Annotated in this window: 12 protein-coding genes; 8 read left to right on the forward strand and 4 right to left on the reverse strand. The window is 52.8% G+C overall.

The genetic code is table 11. The features are described 5' to 3' along the window. Nucleotides 1-303 precede the first annotated feature (303 nt). From HWI92_RS04915 to HWI92_RS04950, 8 genes are read left to right on the forward strand one after another with little or no spacing between them, the layout of a single operon-like run. Nucleotides 304-1422: an NAD-dependent epimerase/dehydratase family protein gene (locus HWI92_RS04915; RefSeq protein ID WP_204661202.1), complete on the forward strand. Its 1119-nt coding sequence runs from the start codon at nucleotides 304-306 to the stop codon at nucleotides 1420-1422. 39 nt (nucleotides 1423-1461) lie between these two features. Further along, on the forward strand, nucleotides 1462-3513 hold the full coding sequence (locus HWI92_RS04920) for an NAD-dependent epimerase/dehydratase family protein (RefSeq protein ID WP_204661204.1): 2052 nt from the start codon (nucleotides 1462-1464) through the stop codon (nucleotides 3511-3513). Nucleotides 3514-3524: 11 nt separating this feature from the next. After that, nucleotides 3525-4478 carry an MDR/zinc-dependent alcohol dehydrogenase-like family protein gene (locus HWI92_RS04925; RefSeq protein ID WP_204661206.1) on the forward strand — a complete coding sequence of 318 codons (954 nt, stop codon included), beginning with the start codon at nucleotides 3525-3527 and terminating at the stop codon, nucleotides 4476-4478. A 12-nt stretch (nucleotides 4479-4490) separates the two neighbouring features. Further along, nucleotides 4491-5495, forward strand: a complete 1005-nt coding sequence (locus tag HWI92_RS04930; protein WP_204661208.1) for a Gfo/Idh/MocA family protein — start codon at nucleotides 4491-4493, stop codon at nucleotides 5493-5495. Further along, the gene (locus HWI92_RS04935) at nucleotides 5482-6612 is read left to right on the forward strand and encodes a glycosyltransferase family 4 protein (protein WP_204661210.1); all 1131 of its coding nucleotides are present in this window, start codon (nucleotides 5482-5484) and stop codon (nucleotides 6610-6612) included. The genes HWI92_RS04930 and HWI92_RS04935 overlap by 14 nt, the downstream gene beginning before the upstream one ends. Beyond that, nucleotides 6609-7727 carry a CgeB family protein gene (locus HWI92_RS04940; RefSeq protein WP_204661212.1) on the forward strand — a complete coding sequence of 373 codons (1119 nt, stop codon included), beginning with the start codon at nucleotides 6609-6611 and terminating at the stop codon, nucleotides 7725-7727. Before HWI92_RS04935 ends, HWI92_RS04940 begins: the two co-directional genes overlap by 4 nt. Continuing rightward, nucleotides 7724-8812: a CgeB family protein gene (locus tag HWI92_RS04945; RefSeq protein ID WP_204661214.1), complete on the forward strand. Its 1089-nt coding sequence runs from the start codon at nucleotides 7724-7726 to the stop codon at nucleotides 8810-8812. Before HWI92_RS04940 ends, HWI92_RS04945 begins: the two co-directional genes overlap by 4 nt. Beyond that, nucleotides 8809-9945 (forward strand): CgeB family protein, encoded by a 1137-nt coding sequence (locus HWI92_RS04950; protein ID WP_229248917.1) that lies wholly within the window; start codon nucleotides 8809-8811, stop codon nucleotides 9943-9945. The genes HWI92_RS04945 and HWI92_RS04950 overlap by 4 nt, the downstream gene beginning before the upstream one ends. A gap of 195 nt (nucleotides 9946-10140) precedes the next feature. Here HWI92_RS04950 and HWI92_RS04955 read toward each other — a convergent pair whose 3' ends face one another. The 4 genes from HWI92_RS04955 to HWI92_RS04970 form a co-directional block, all read right to left on the reverse strand. Beyond that, a complete protein-coding gene (locus HWI92_RS04955) occupies nucleotides 10141-10851 on the reverse strand; it encodes a PAS domain-containing protein (protein WP_204661216.1) in 711 nt (236 codons plus the stop codon). Between the two features lie 38 nt (nucleotides 10852-10889). Beyond that, nucleotides 10890-11294: a response regulator gene (locus HWI92_RS04960; RefSeq protein ID WP_204661218.1), complete on the reverse strand. Its 405-nt coding sequence runs from the start codon at nucleotides 11292-11294 to the stop codon at nucleotides 10890-10892. Further along, nucleotides 11287-13173, reverse strand: coding sequence for a PAS domain-containing sensor histidine kinase (locus HWI92_RS04965; RefSeq protein WP_204661220.1), 1887 nt, complete (start codon nucleotides 13171-13173; stop codon nucleotides 11287-11289). The genes HWI92_RS04960 and HWI92_RS04965 overlap by 8 nt, the downstream gene beginning before the upstream one ends. Before the next feature lie 120 nt (nucleotides 13174-13293). Beyond that, on the reverse strand, nucleotides 13294-14025 hold the full coding sequence (locus HWI92_RS04970) for an FRG domain-containing protein (protein ID WP_204661223.1): 732 nt from the start codon (nucleotides 14023-14025) through the stop codon (nucleotides 13294-13296). Between the last annotated feature and the right edge of the window lie 127 nt (nucleotides 14026-14152).

Below are 14152 nucleotides of genomic sequence, written 5' to 3' on the forward strand. Positions count from 1 at the left end.
AATTATAGGTTTATTACGCAATATAAATTGAATTTTTCTACATACTTTAACACTTCGTGCGTAGCAAAGCTTTGATGCCTTCGTATAATGACTTAGGTACAAAGCTTTAGTACAAACCGGATGCAATGCCAACCGGCATTCCCGTAATACTGCTCAAAAGGAACAAGATGCAAGAGGCTCTTCCTGTACACACCTGAGCGGTTTTTTATACAATGGCTATACAGATGGGTAAGCTGCTCCCGCTGCCATTCACACACTTTTCGAGGCATGCATACAATTTTTTGATAAACCTTAACACCACAAATGAGCAAGACAGTTCTAATAACAGGAGGCGCTGGTTTCATAGGTTCGCACCTTGCGGACGAGCTGCTGGAAAAAGGGTACAATGTCAGGGCACTCGACAACCTCAGTGAGCAGGTACATGGCAAAAACTGTGTAAGGCCTGAGTACCTCAACGAGGAAGTCGAACTGATCGTTGGCGATGTACGTGACCCGGAAGCCGTGAAAAAAGCGCTCAAAGGCGTGGATGCAGTGTACCACTACGCAGCGCTGGTAGGCGTAGGTCAGAGCATGTACCAGATCCGCGAGTACACGGACGTGAATAATAATGGTACCGCCGTACTGCTTGAAGCCCTGGTTAATAACCCTGTGGAGAAGCTGATTGTTGCCAGCAGCATGAGCATTTATGGCGAAGGTCTTTACAAAACAAGCGAAGGCAGAATCATGCCCGGCCTTGACCGCAAACTGGAACAGCTCAAAAAGAGCGACTGGGAAGTAAGGGACGAAAACGGCGACGTACTGACGCCATACCCCACACCCGAAACCAAAAAACCATCGCTGGCCTCTATTTACGCCTTGTCGAAATATGACCAGGAGCGCATGTGCCTGCTGATCGGTCAGGCATACAACATCCCGACGGTTGCACTCCGGTTCTTCAATGTGTATGGTACCAATCAGGCACTGTCCAATCCATATACAGGTGTACTCGCCATTTTCGCATCGCGGCTGCTCAACGGCAATGCACCGATGATTTTCGAGGATGGCCGCCAGCACCGTGACTTTGTAAGCGTACACGACATTGCACAGGCATCCCGCCTCGCCCTCGAAACAGAGGCCGCGAAATATGAAGCATTTAATGTAGGCAGCGGCAATGCCTACACGGTACTTGAAATCGCCGAAAAAATGGCCCGCGTGCTCGGGAAAGAAGATCTGGAAGTTGAAATCTCCGGCAAATACCGGGTAGGCGATATCCGTCACTGCTTTGCGGATATCTCAAAAGCAAAGGAAATATTGAACTATCAGCCCAGCATTTCACTGGAAGAAGGATTGGTCGAGCTGGCGAGCTGGCTGGAAGGGCAGACTGCCGTTGATAATGTGGCACATGCCAGGAACGAGCTGGTTACAAGAGGGCTGACCGTTTAGAAAAAATATCCTCTCAAATCTTAAATCCGTGAATGACATATGGCGCATGATACCTCGATAAATAAAAAAGAAGAACCAACAAAAAGCCTGGAACTGGTCCAATGGTTTCACATCAACCAGTACCAGGAGGTAGAAAAGGCGATAGAGGATTTTGAAAAATTGGGAGTGACCGGTGTCCGTACAAACATCTCCTGGGCGGACTACCACCTTCCCGAAGGAAAAGCATGGCTCGACTGGTTGTTTGAGAAGCTCGGGAGCAGGTTCAAAATATTGCCCTGCCTCTGCTACACACCTCCTTCTATCGGCGTCAAAGCCAAAACCTCCTCGCCACCGCGCGAGCCGAAGGCATTTGCTGACTTCACAGACACCATCATCCGGGCGTACGGCCAGTACTTTGATTACATAGAGCTCTGGAATGAGCCTAACAATGCATTGGAATACGACTTTACGCTGGACCCGGAGTGGAATACATTCTGTGAAATGATCGGTTCGGCAGCCAACTGGGCACAGCAGCAGGGCAAGAAAACCGTCCTTGGTGGTATGAGCCCCATTGATGCGCACTGGCTGGGCGAGATGTTCCGCAAAGGATTGATGCAATACATTGATGTAGTAGGCGTGCATGGCTTCCCGGATGTGTTCGATTACCACTGGGAAGGCTGGGATGCCGAGATCTCCAAGGTGCGCGGAGTGCTCGAAGCCCATGGTTCCAAAGCGGAGATCTGGATTACAGAAGCAGGCTTCTCTACCTGGCAAAAAAATGAGCGCCGCCAGGTGCGGGAGTTCATCCATGCCGCTGATGCAGGTGCCGACCGCATGTTCTGGTATAGTCTCACAGATTTGTCTGCGACATTACCGGCAGTAGACCGCTTTCAGCTTGACGAGCGCGAGTACTATTTTGGGATGAAAAACGCAGATGGTTCGCCCAAGCTGCTGTACACACTCCTGGCTGACCAGGGTATTCAAAGTGTGCAGCAATACGCCTGGCTTACCGAGCAGGTGGATATCAGCGGTCTTACTGAAAAATACACCCTCATTACAGGCGGCGCTGGCTTTGTAGGCGTAAATCTGGCCGACAGAATCCTGAGTCAGGGCAAGCAAGTAATGATTTTCGATAACCTTTCGCGTGCCGGAGTACAGAACAACCTTTTCTGGCTCAAAGAAAAGCACGGTGAAAAGGTGCTTGTGATGATCGCGGATATCCGGGACAAAAGGGCAGTGCAGCTGGCTGTTTCGGGTGCCGACCAGATTTTCCACTTTGCAGCGCAGGTAGCTGTAACATCAAGCCTTACCAATCCGTACCACGATTTTGAGGTGAATGCGCTGGGTACACTCAATGTGCTGGAAGCGATCCGGCATACGGCACACCAGCCGCCCGTTATTTTTACGTCTACCAACAAGGTTTACGGAGACCTGCACGATCTGCGCATGCTGCAGAATGATGTGAGCTACTACCCTGAGGATACTTTTTACCGTGAAAACGGGATCAGCGAGGAGCGTAACCTTGATTTTCACAGCCCTTATGGGTGTACCAAGGGAGTGGCAGACCAGTACATCCTGGATTACGCCCGCACCTTTGGCCTGAAAAGCGCCGTGTTCAGGATGAGCTGCATCTACGGTCCGCACCAGTTTGGTACAGAAGACCAGGGCTGGGTAGCACATTTTCTTATTCAGGCACTGAAAGGAAAAACGATCACCTTGTACGGCGATGGAAAACAGGTGCGCGATATTCTTTTTGTGGAAGACCTTGTGGATGCATTCCTGCTGGCAGCAGCCAACATTGAGAAAATTTCCGGCAATGCATTCAACATTGGCGGTGGCCCGGACAATGCCATCAGCCTGCTCGAACTGATCGATCTGATTGGCGCTGTCAATGGCGACCATCCTGATGTGAAGCTGGCCGAATGGCGGTCGAGCGATCAGCGTTACTATGTATCCGATTTTGGTAAACTCAAAGGTGTTACCGGCTGGTCGCCCAAGGTCAACATCACCGAAGGTGTTCAGAAACTGCACCAGTGGCTGGTAGAAAACGCATCCAGGCCGGCAGAGTCCACCCAGTTAATAGGCGAGAAATCCGCTACTTCAGTTTTTTAAAACAACAATAAATGATTGCCGCAGTACTGACCCGACCGGGAACTTTTGAAATACAAGAACGTGCAGTACCCGAAATCTCGACGGGTGAAATCAGGATTAAACTGGAAGGTTGCGGCATTTGTGCGTCCAGCCTGCCGCTCTGGGAAGGTCGGGAGTGGTTTAACTATCCGGTGGAAGCGGGTACTCCCGGCCACGAAGGCTGGGGTATCGTAGACCTCGTAGGAGAGGGTGTGACCAGCGTCAAAGCAGGCGATCGTGTAGCATTTTTATCCAACAAAGCTTACGCCGAGTACGACGTCGCATCCGAAGATGCTGTCGTAAAGCTGCCCGGCGTACTGGGCAATATGCCATTTCCCGGCGAGCCGCTGGGTTGCGCCATGAATATCTTTGAGCGAAGCCACATTGCAGCCGGCGATACCGTTGCCATTATCGGAATGGGTTTCCTGGGAATTTTACTGTGTCAGCTTGCTAAAAGCCGGGGCGCGAAGGTCATTGCCATCTCAAAAAGGCGTTTTTCCCTGGAATACGCCACCCGGTACGGCGCCGATGAAGTAGTACCGCTAACAGAAACCTGGGAAGTTGCCAACAAGGTTTCCGAAATCACCGGCGGCGCATTTTGCGATGTGGTGATCGAGGCAACGGGCAAGCAGCAGGGTATTGACGTAGCCACCGAGGCAGTGGCCGAGGGAGGCCGGATGGTCGTGGCGGGCTACCACCAGGATGGTCTGCGCCAGGTTAATCTTCAGAAATGGAATTGGAAAGGTATTGACGTGATCAATGCGCACGAGCGAAAAGCCGAACGTTACCTGCACGGAATGCAGCAGGCCGTGGCTGCGGTGGTGGATGGTACCTTGCGTCCGCAGGCTCTTTTCAGCGACATCATGTCCATTGACCAGCTCGAAAAAGGCTTCCGCATGACGGCCGACCGTCCCGATGGTTTTATCAAAGCACTTATAGCTATTTAACTTTTTTACCTCTTGGAAATTTACACTCATACAAAGCCTCGCCTGGCATTTGCAGGTGTGGGCTGGATAGGCCGTAACCGCCTGCAGGCTGCTGTCGACAGCGGACTTGCTGAAATAGCCGTAGTTACGGACCCTTCCGAAGAATGCCTGGCAGAAGCACTGAAGCTCGCGCCGGCCAGCAAGCCAACATCCATTTTCGAAGCCGCCCTCCTCGATCCCAGCATCGACGGTGTGGTAATTGCCACGCCCAGTGCCTTGCACATGGAGCAGGCAGTGATGGCCTTTGATCATCACAAAGCTGTTTTTTGTCAGAAACCACTTGGCCGCAATGCCAGTGAGGTGGCGGCGGTAGTAGGTGCTGCGGCACGCTCGGGCAAGCTGCTCGGGGCCGATTTTTCATACAGGTACACAGCCGCATTCCAGGCGATTCTGCCGATCATCGAGTCGGGGGAACTGGGCAAAATATTTGCTGTAGACCTGAAATTTCACAATGCCTACGGGCCTGATAAGCCGTGGTTCTACGATATGTCACTCTCGGGTGGCGGCTGCGTGCTCGATCTTGGCATTCACCTCATCGATCTGATGCTGGTGGGACTTGGCTTCCCGGAAGTCAACCATGTCAATAGTCACCTGTATAGCAAGGGTACCCGCGTCACCGCGCATGAAGCGGTGGAAGATTACGCCAATGTGACCATGGATCTTTCCAATGATGTAAGTGCGTCCCTGCAGTGCAGCTGGAACCTTCAGGCTGGAAGTGAAGCGGTGATCGAGGCATCTTTTTATGGTACAAACGGAGCCGTATCCATGAAAAACATAAACGGTTCTTTCTACGATTTTGAAGCCTACCGGCACTGGGGTACCAAAAGTGAAACGCTGGTAAGCCCGCCCGATTCCTGGGGTGGCCGTGCCCTCGTGCACTGGATTGAACAGCTCGCTTCCAATCCCGAGTACAGCATTGAAGCAGAAGAGTTCCTGTCGTCGGCGGTGGTTCTGGATAAAATCTATGGCCGAAGCTGATCGTTCCGCTCCGCTGAAAGTACTGATGACTGCGGATACGGTGGGCGGCGTGTGGACCTATGCTATGGATCTCTGCCGTTCCCTGGGTCCGGAGGGCGTGCATTTTCACCTGGTCACCATGGGGGCGCCCATGCAGCCGTGGCAGCGGGAAGAAGCCGGAGCGCTCGATTATGTCACCATTTACGAGACGGCTTTCCGGTTGGAATGGATGGAAGATCCCTGGGAGGATGTGGAGCGTTCGGGCGCGTACCTCCGCTCCCTCGAAAGCGTGATTGTGCCCGATATTCTCCATTTAAACGGCTACGCACATGCTGCCATGCCGTGGAAAACACCCGTCATATCTGTCGCGCACAGTGATGTGTTCTCCTGGTTTGATGCCGTGAAGCAAAGCCGTCCGGATGCCGGCTGGGATGTATATTACCAGCGCGTAAAGGCAGGATTAATGCAGGCTGATCATGTAGTAGCGCCTTCGCAGGCCATGATGGACGACATTTGCCGCATTTACGGAGTACCCCGATCGCGCAGCGTCATATACAATGCCCGGACCGCGGGACTTTTTGCGGCAGGAGAAAAAGAGCGCACAATCATGTGCATGGGGCGGATCTGGGATGAGGCCAAGAATGTCCGCCTGATTGTCGATGCGGCGCACCTGCTCAGGTATCCTGTGAGGATTGCAGGTGAAAACCAGTTTGAGCATAATTCCGTCAGTATGGATGCGGGCAGCATTGTGGCTTTGGGTAAGCTCGGGTCAGCGCAGGTAGCGGCAGAGCTGGCATCAGCAGGCATTTACTGTCATCCTGCCCGGTACGAACCCTTCGGACTCTCGGTACTGGAAGCTGCGCTCTCGGGATGTGCGCTGGTACTGGGGGATATTCCTTCCCTGCGGGAGATCTGGGGTGAGGCAGCTGTTTACGTGGATACCAGAAATCCGGAAGCACTGGCTGCCCGGCTGAACACGCTCATGGAAGATCCTTTTCACCTGAAACAACTGGCTGAAAAAGCCCAGGCCAGGGCTGCACAGTTCAGTACAGCGCGCCAGGCCGCAGACTACCTTGGCCTGTACCGTGCACTTGCCGGACAAAAAAGCATTGAGTTACAGCAAAACACGAGTTTATGAACATTGTCCTTTTTTACCATTCCCTCTTGTCGGACTGGAACCACGGAAATGCCCATTTTCTGAGGGGGATTTCGACGGAGCTGATCCGCAGGGGAAACAAGGTGACCATTTACGAACCTGAAAACGCATGGAGCCTGCAGAACCTGCTGGCAGATTACGGGCAGGATGCTGTAAATGAATTTCATACGTACTACCCGCTGCTGAGCAGTACCCAGTACAACCCTGCCACCATCGACCTCGACAAGGTTCTGGAAGGCGCGGACCTGGTACTTGTGCACGAATGGAATGAGCATGCGCTGGTAAAGGCCATAGGGGAGAAGAAGCAGCGGTATGGGTTCAAGCTCCTTTTTCACGATACCCACCACCGGGCTGTGACAGAGCGTGAAAGTATGAGCGCCTACGACATTTCCAGGTACGACGGCGTGCTCGCCTTCGGTGGCATGATCCGCGACATTTACCTGAAAGAAAAATGGGCGAAAAAAGCATGGACCTGGCACGAAGCGGCGGATACCAACATTTTTCATCCCATAGAAAACGCGGCGCCCGAGGGCGACCTGGTGTGGATCGGTAACTGGGGCGATGAGGAGCGTACCAAAGAATTGTTTGAATTTATCATAGAGCCTGTCAAGGAGCTGAATATCAAGGCTAAGATTTACGGCGTACGCTATCCCGACTATGCCAAACAGGCGCTTGCGGATGCGGGGATTGACTATGCGGGCTGGCTGCCCAACTTCAAAGCGCCGGAGGTATTTGCCCGCTACCGGTTTACCGCACATGTACCGAGGGGCCCCTACGTAAGGTCGCTGCCGGGTATCCCGACCATCCGCCCGTTTGAGGCGATGGCTTGCGGCATTCCCCTGTTATCCGCTCCGTGGAACGATTCGGAAGGCCTTTTTACACCCGGTAAGGATTTTCTTTTTGTTAAAAATAAAGAAGAAATGAAGCGCCGGATCGATCAGGTGCTGACCGGCGATGCGGAGATTACGGCCATGAAGCAGCATGCACTCGAAACAATCCTGGCCAAACATACCTGCGCCCACCGCACCGACGAGCTTTACGATATCTGTGAGGAAATCGGCGTAAACAACTTTTCAAAAAACACCATAGCGATATGAAATTTGCATTCTTTGGTTCCAGCCTCGTATCGGCTTACTGGAACGGTGCCGCTACATATTACCGGGGCATTATCCGGGCCATGCACGAAAGCGGCCACCAGATTACATTCTATGAACCCGACGCATACGACCGTCAGAAAAACCGTGACATAGCCGATCCGGACTACGCCCGCATAGTGGTGTACCAGCCCAATGAAGCGGACGTGTTCCGGGTGCTGGAAGAGGCCATGCATGCAGACGTGATCATCAAAACAAGCGGTGTGGGTGTGTTTGACGAGCTGCTGGAAAAAGAAGTAGCGAAGCTGGGCAGCCAGGATAAGTTCGTGATTTTCTGGGATGTGGATGCGCCCGCAACACTCGACCGGGTGCAGCATACAGAGGGGGACTACTTCCGCGAGCTGATTCCGCAGTACAACCTGGTGCTCACTTACGGAGGTGGCGATCCCGTGATCAATGCCTATACAGCCCTAGGCGCCCGCAAGTGTGTGCCGATCTACAATGCGCTGGATCCCGAGACGCATCATCCCGTTGAAAAAGAAGAACGCTTTCATGCCGACCTGGTATTCCTCGGAAACCGGCTTCCCGACCGTGAGAAAAGGGTGGAGCAGTTTTTCCTGGAAGTTGCTGCGCAAATGCCTGAGCAAAGTTTTATCCTGGGCGGAAATGGCTGGCACGACAAGCCGATGAGTGCCAATATTCACTACCTGGGCCATGTTTTTACCAAAGATCACAATGCGCTGAACTGCTCGCCGAAAGCCGTGCTCAACATCAGCCGCGACAGCATGGCCAAATACGGCTTTTCGCCGGCTACCCGCGTTTTTGAAGCTGCAGGGGCGGGTGCCTGCATCATTACTGATTATTGGGAAGGTATCGACTTCTTTTTTGAACCGGGCAGGGAAATACTCGTAGCACGCTCAGGCGAGGAGGTAGGCGAGCTGCTGGCTTCGCTCACCGAAGAGCAGGCCCGGGCCATAGGACAGGCAGCATTGCAGAAAGTGCTCGATCAGCATACCTACGCTCACCGCGTGGTTGAGCTGGAAAGGGTATTAAGTGAAGAACCTGTTTTATCCAAAGCTGCGCTATGAAAAACGACAGACTGGATATTGTTATACTGGGCCTGTCCATCACCTCATCCTGGGGAAACGGGCATGCTACCACATTCCGCGGGCTGGTGCGGGAGCTGCATAAAAACGGGCATACGGTCACGTTTCTGGAAAGAGATGTTCCCTGGTATGCTTCCAATCGCGACCTGACCGATTTTCCGTATTGCAGCATTCATTTGTACAAAGACCTGGACGAACTGAGGACCCGGCACGAAGAGGCCGTGCGGAAAGCCGATCTGGTGATGGTAGGCTCCTATGTGCCGGAAGGTGTGGAAGCTGGCAAGTTTGTGGTGGAAACGGCCGGAGGTATCACCGCTTTTTACGACATTGATACGCCCGTAACCCTGGCCAAAATAGAACGCGGGGATTACGAGTACATTCATCCTGAGCTCATTGCGCAATACCATATGTACCTGAGCTTCACCGGTGGGCCTACCCTCGACCGCATTGAGCAGCAGTATGGGTCACCCATGGCAAGGCCATTCTACTGTTCGTTTGATCCCGAGCTGTATTATCCGGAGCAGCAGGATCAACAGTGGGAACTGGGCTACTTAGGCACGTATAGTGCCGACAGGCAGCCTCCTCTACACGAACTGATGGTGCGGGCAGCGGAACATTTGCCTGAGTCGCGCTTCGTTGTTGCGGGACCGCAATATCCGGCCGACATTGCATGGCCCGCCAATGTCGAACGCATTGAACATCTGCCTCCTGCGCAGCATCGTGCATTTTACAACAGCCAGCGTTTCACCCTCAACATTACCCGCGCAGATATGATCCGCGCCGGGTACTCGCCGAGCGTACGCCTGTTTGAAGCAGCGGCCTGCCGCACCCCGATCATCAGTGACTACTGGGACGGGCTCGACAGCATTTTTGAAATTGGAAGGGAAATCCTTATTTCCCGGTCGGCGGAGGATACTGTGAGGCTGCTCCGTGATACCACCGATCCGGAGCGCGATGCCATTGCTGAGCGTGCATTCCAAAAGGTACTGCTCCATCATACAGCAGCTCACCGGGCCACCGAGCTGGAACAATACTATCAGGAAGCGCTTACAAAAACAGGTATTTCAAAGACGGTCGGCGTGAATGATATACACGGTCAGATTACGGCAGAGTAGTTTTTAATCGCAATGTAAGGTTCAGACAGGCGCCGGAGTGTAATGCTTCGTGCGCCTGTTTTCATTTTTTTTGTTGGTAGCAGGGTAGGGAAAGTTCGTCTTTCTTTATGCACTTTTTGCCTGAAAAGATCAGCAAGCCAGGATATGTGGGCATGCATTCTTGCAGGCGGAAACCGGGTTGTAGTAGGCTCCGGTTTACACAAGATCCTGCCCATACGGATCAACTGCAGCATCGGGTCTCAGGTTGGGATATTGCAGCAGGCGGTCCATCACCTCATTTACTGCTTCAAGGTTGCGGTGGATCATTGCCAGTGCACGGTCGCGGTCGTCTTCCTTTTGGGTAAGTTTCAGCAGCGTGGCTGCGCCGGAAATGATTCCCAGGCTGCTGCGCAGGTCGTGCAGCGCCGGTCTGAAAAGATCGTCGAGCCGCCGGCAGTGCGCCTCTGCTGCGACTTTGGCGTCATGTACATCGGTACCGGTTCTGACAAAACTTACAAGTTGCCCATCGTCCGTAATTACCGGCCGGGCTTCATCATGAATCCAGCGGTAGGCCCCGCTGTGATGCAGCAGCCGGTACGTAGCTTCGAATGCTTGCGGTTGCACAGTTGCATGGTTTACCTGTTCCTGATAGGCATGGCGGTCGTCTTCATGCACGCACGCGGCATAGACATCTTCGGATGCCATAGCCCGGCCTGTAAATTCGAGCCAGGCGGGATTGTGGTAGGAAATCCTGCCTTCTGCTGTCGTCATCCACAGGAGGGAGGTCGCCTGCGCTGCTATAATGGCATAAAAATCATGGTTCGCTACCGCAGATCCGGATTCTTCCCTTTGTGCCTGCAGTGCTTCGCCGCGGCTATCGGGGTCCTTCCCCTGCACTTTGTTTCGGGGTCTTCTTTCAGAGGGCATGTCGGGGTAAGGTGAGGATGATTGAGTAGCATTCGGGATTATTGCGGTAGTGTGTTCAGCCTTTGGTACAGGTCACTGGCATATACTTCGTAATCAATAAATAGCTCCGGCTTCACCAGGTAGTCAGTTGCACCCAGATGCAGGCATTTTTCCCGGAAAGTGGCGAGGTTGGAGGTTGACGTGACAAACACGGGTATACGCGCCAGGCCCGGGTCACCTTTAACCGTCATAAGAATGTCATAGCCGTTTTTACCCGGCATGTTCAGGTCCGACAGGATCACGTCGGGTTGCTGCCGCGGCGCGTTCACCAGCCATTCGAGGAGGGTATCACCCGCATTAAACTCCCCGACAATATTAAAAAGTCCTGATTGCTCAAATGCCTGGCGCATGAACATGCGTTCATCTTCATCATTTTCGACGATGGCAAGATTGTATTTATGCATGAATGTGGACGGTTGGTAAACCTTGTTGCCAAAGTGTAAAATAAAATGTACTTCCTGTGCCGGGCTCAGACTCTACCCAGATCGTGCCTTTATGGCGCTCAACAACTTTCTTGCAGATCGCCAGCCCAATCCCTGTACCGGGGTAACTGACTGCATGATGAAGGCGCCGGAATACTTCAAAAATCTTTTCCTTGCTTTCGGGATCCAGCCCAATTCCATTGTCTGATACCGAAAAGAGTGCATGTCCCTCAGTCGTACGAAGGCGGATGGTCACTTGCGGTTTTTGGCCGTCTGTAAATTTGATTGCGTTGGACACCAGGTTCTGGATCAGCTGTACGAGCTGTATTTCATCACCCTGCACGGTCTCGCCTGCGGTATCTACCACAATTTCCGCACCTGCGGCATCAATCGCACCTTTCAGGTTGTTGAGTGCTCTCTGGATGACCTCACCAGCCGGCATTTCCGTGATCTTCATCTCAACCATGTTGATCTGCGAGTACGACAGCAGGGCACCAATCAGGTCTTTCATCCGGTCGGCAGCATTGGTCGATTTGGTCACATACAATTTCAGGTCGTCCTGGCTGTCGCCAAGCTTCTTGTCCAGCAGGTACAGGAAGCTTTTGATGGTGCGCAAAGGTTCCTGAAGGTCGTGTGAAACCACCGAGTTGAATTGTTCCAGCTCGTAGTTCGTGGCAGACAATTCCTTATTGATCTGCTCCAACTGCTGGGCCATTTGCCGGTATTTGTCCGACGTTTCTCTGATCTCCTGCTCGGCGATCTTGCGCTCGGTCAGGTCACGGGTCACTTTCGAAAATCCGATCAGGGTTTTTTCAATGTTATACACTGCCGTAATGACCACGCTCGCCCAGAATCGCGTGCCGTCCTTCCGCAATCGCCAGCCTTCCTCCTCATACATCCCGTCGCGCTTGGCAATGGTGAGTTCCAGGTTCGGCTTGCCCTTGATTATTTCTTCCTGAGGGTAAAAAATGGAAAAGTACTTGCCGATGATCTCGGATGCTGTGTACCCCTTGATGCGCCTGGCACCCTCGTTCCAGCTCACGATCTTGCCGCGCTCGTCCAGCATAAAAATCGCATAGTCGGTCACTTGCTCTACAAGCGCGCGGTACTTTTCCTCGCTCTGCCGCAGGAGCTCTTCTTCCTTGAGACGCTCCGTGAGGTCGCGCGTCACCTTCGAAAATCCGATCAGCTCGTTGTTCTGGTTGAGCATGGCGGTCAGCACGATGCTGGCCCAGTACATAGACCCGTTTTTGCGGAGGCGCCAGCCTTCTTCCTCATACCGTCCATTGAGGCGGGCCGTCTGCAGCTCAATCTCGGGTTTCAGCTTGGCCAGGTCAGGTGCGGTGTAAAAAACAGAAAAATGTTTTCCTATAATTTCATTGGGAGCGTACCCGGTCAGGTTTCTGCCGCCGTCGTTCCAGCTCCTGATATAACCTTCGGGATCAAGCATAAAAATGCTGTAATCTTTTACCCCTTCTACCAGCAGCCGGTATTGTTCCTCCTGCTGGCGCAGGCGCATTTCTGCTGCTTTCCGTTCCGAGCTGTCGCGGAGAATGCACGAATACCCGGCGATCCGGCCGTTTTCATCGCGTATGGCAGCCATCGTGGCTTCCGCCCAGAAGGTAGTGCCGTCTTTGCGGACCTTCCAGCTTTCATTCACAAACTTTTTGTTTTTGGAAATCAGGCCGAACTCGTACGAATTTCTGAATAAATCCATCTTCTCACTGGAAAGCAGATCGTAGGGACTGCCCGTGAGCTCGGCTTTTTCGTAGCCTGTAACCGTGACTGCGGCATTGTTGCAGTACACAATCATCCCGGTATGGTCCAGGATCAGAACGGCGTCTGCAAGCGTGTCAGACATCCATTCATTATTTGAAATTGTTTTCAGGTAAGGAAAATATTGCACTGGCAGATCAGATAGTAAAACAATACAAATATACAGCTTGTTTCATGCTATAACGTATATACATGCACGCAGTCGTCACACTTCGGCCTTTGAGAGGTACTGCCAGTTGAGATAATGGCACAATCCCGCGAGTTCGGGGAACATCGTCTGCGCATTGAAGCCCAGCATGTTGAGGTGGCTCATGAGCTTCGCCTTGATCCCCGGCACGATCATGAATTCCGTTACGCGGCCACGCATCCCGTCGTCCTGGTCCATAGGCACGAAGCCGTGCTTTTCATTATCGTAAGGATGAACCGTAAACCAGCCCGACTGCGCAATGATCCGTTCATTGTTCAGCGAAGGACGAAGTACTTTCAGCTCGTTGATCTCGAAAGGAGAAATACCCGTCTGGTCGTTCGGGATATCATCTTTATCAATCACCTGCTCATTGTTTCCCATAAATGCATAAACGTACGAGGGAGTTTCAGAATCATCAATATCGCGGATCGCAAAATAGAGGGCAACCAGCGGGTTGCTCGACCAGTCCAGCAGCCTGGTCTTCAATCCATAATGCTGGCCAAGGATCAGGAGCTCCCAATCTTCGGACACGGCCCCGGGCAGCATCATCTTACCCATGCGTTTGAGCTCTACCAGCATCCGCCTCTCCACGGCGTCGATCCCGTCAAAGTAATGGTACCTGGCCAGGGAAGGTACAAGCGGTGCATTAATACGCTGACCGCGGAAAATGAAGAAGTCAAAGCAGTTGGTCTGCAGTTCAAGTATTTCGCGGATAAACTGGTCAATGGAACAAATTTCGATCGATTTCATAGCAATGTGCTTCAAGCCTCAGACCGGCAGGGCGCGGCAAATTGACTTTGGTTACCCTGCACCTGAGTGCCGTCGGTGGTGCCGCTGCGACAGGTCCGCCGCTGCCGGGTCGGCCGCGCTTCACACC

Origin of the sequence: Dyadobacter sandarakinus (genome assembly GCF_016894445.1) — a bacterium.
GTDB lineage: Bacteria > Bacteroidota > Bacteroidia > Cytophagales > Spirosomataceae > Dyadobacter > Dyadobacter sandarakinus.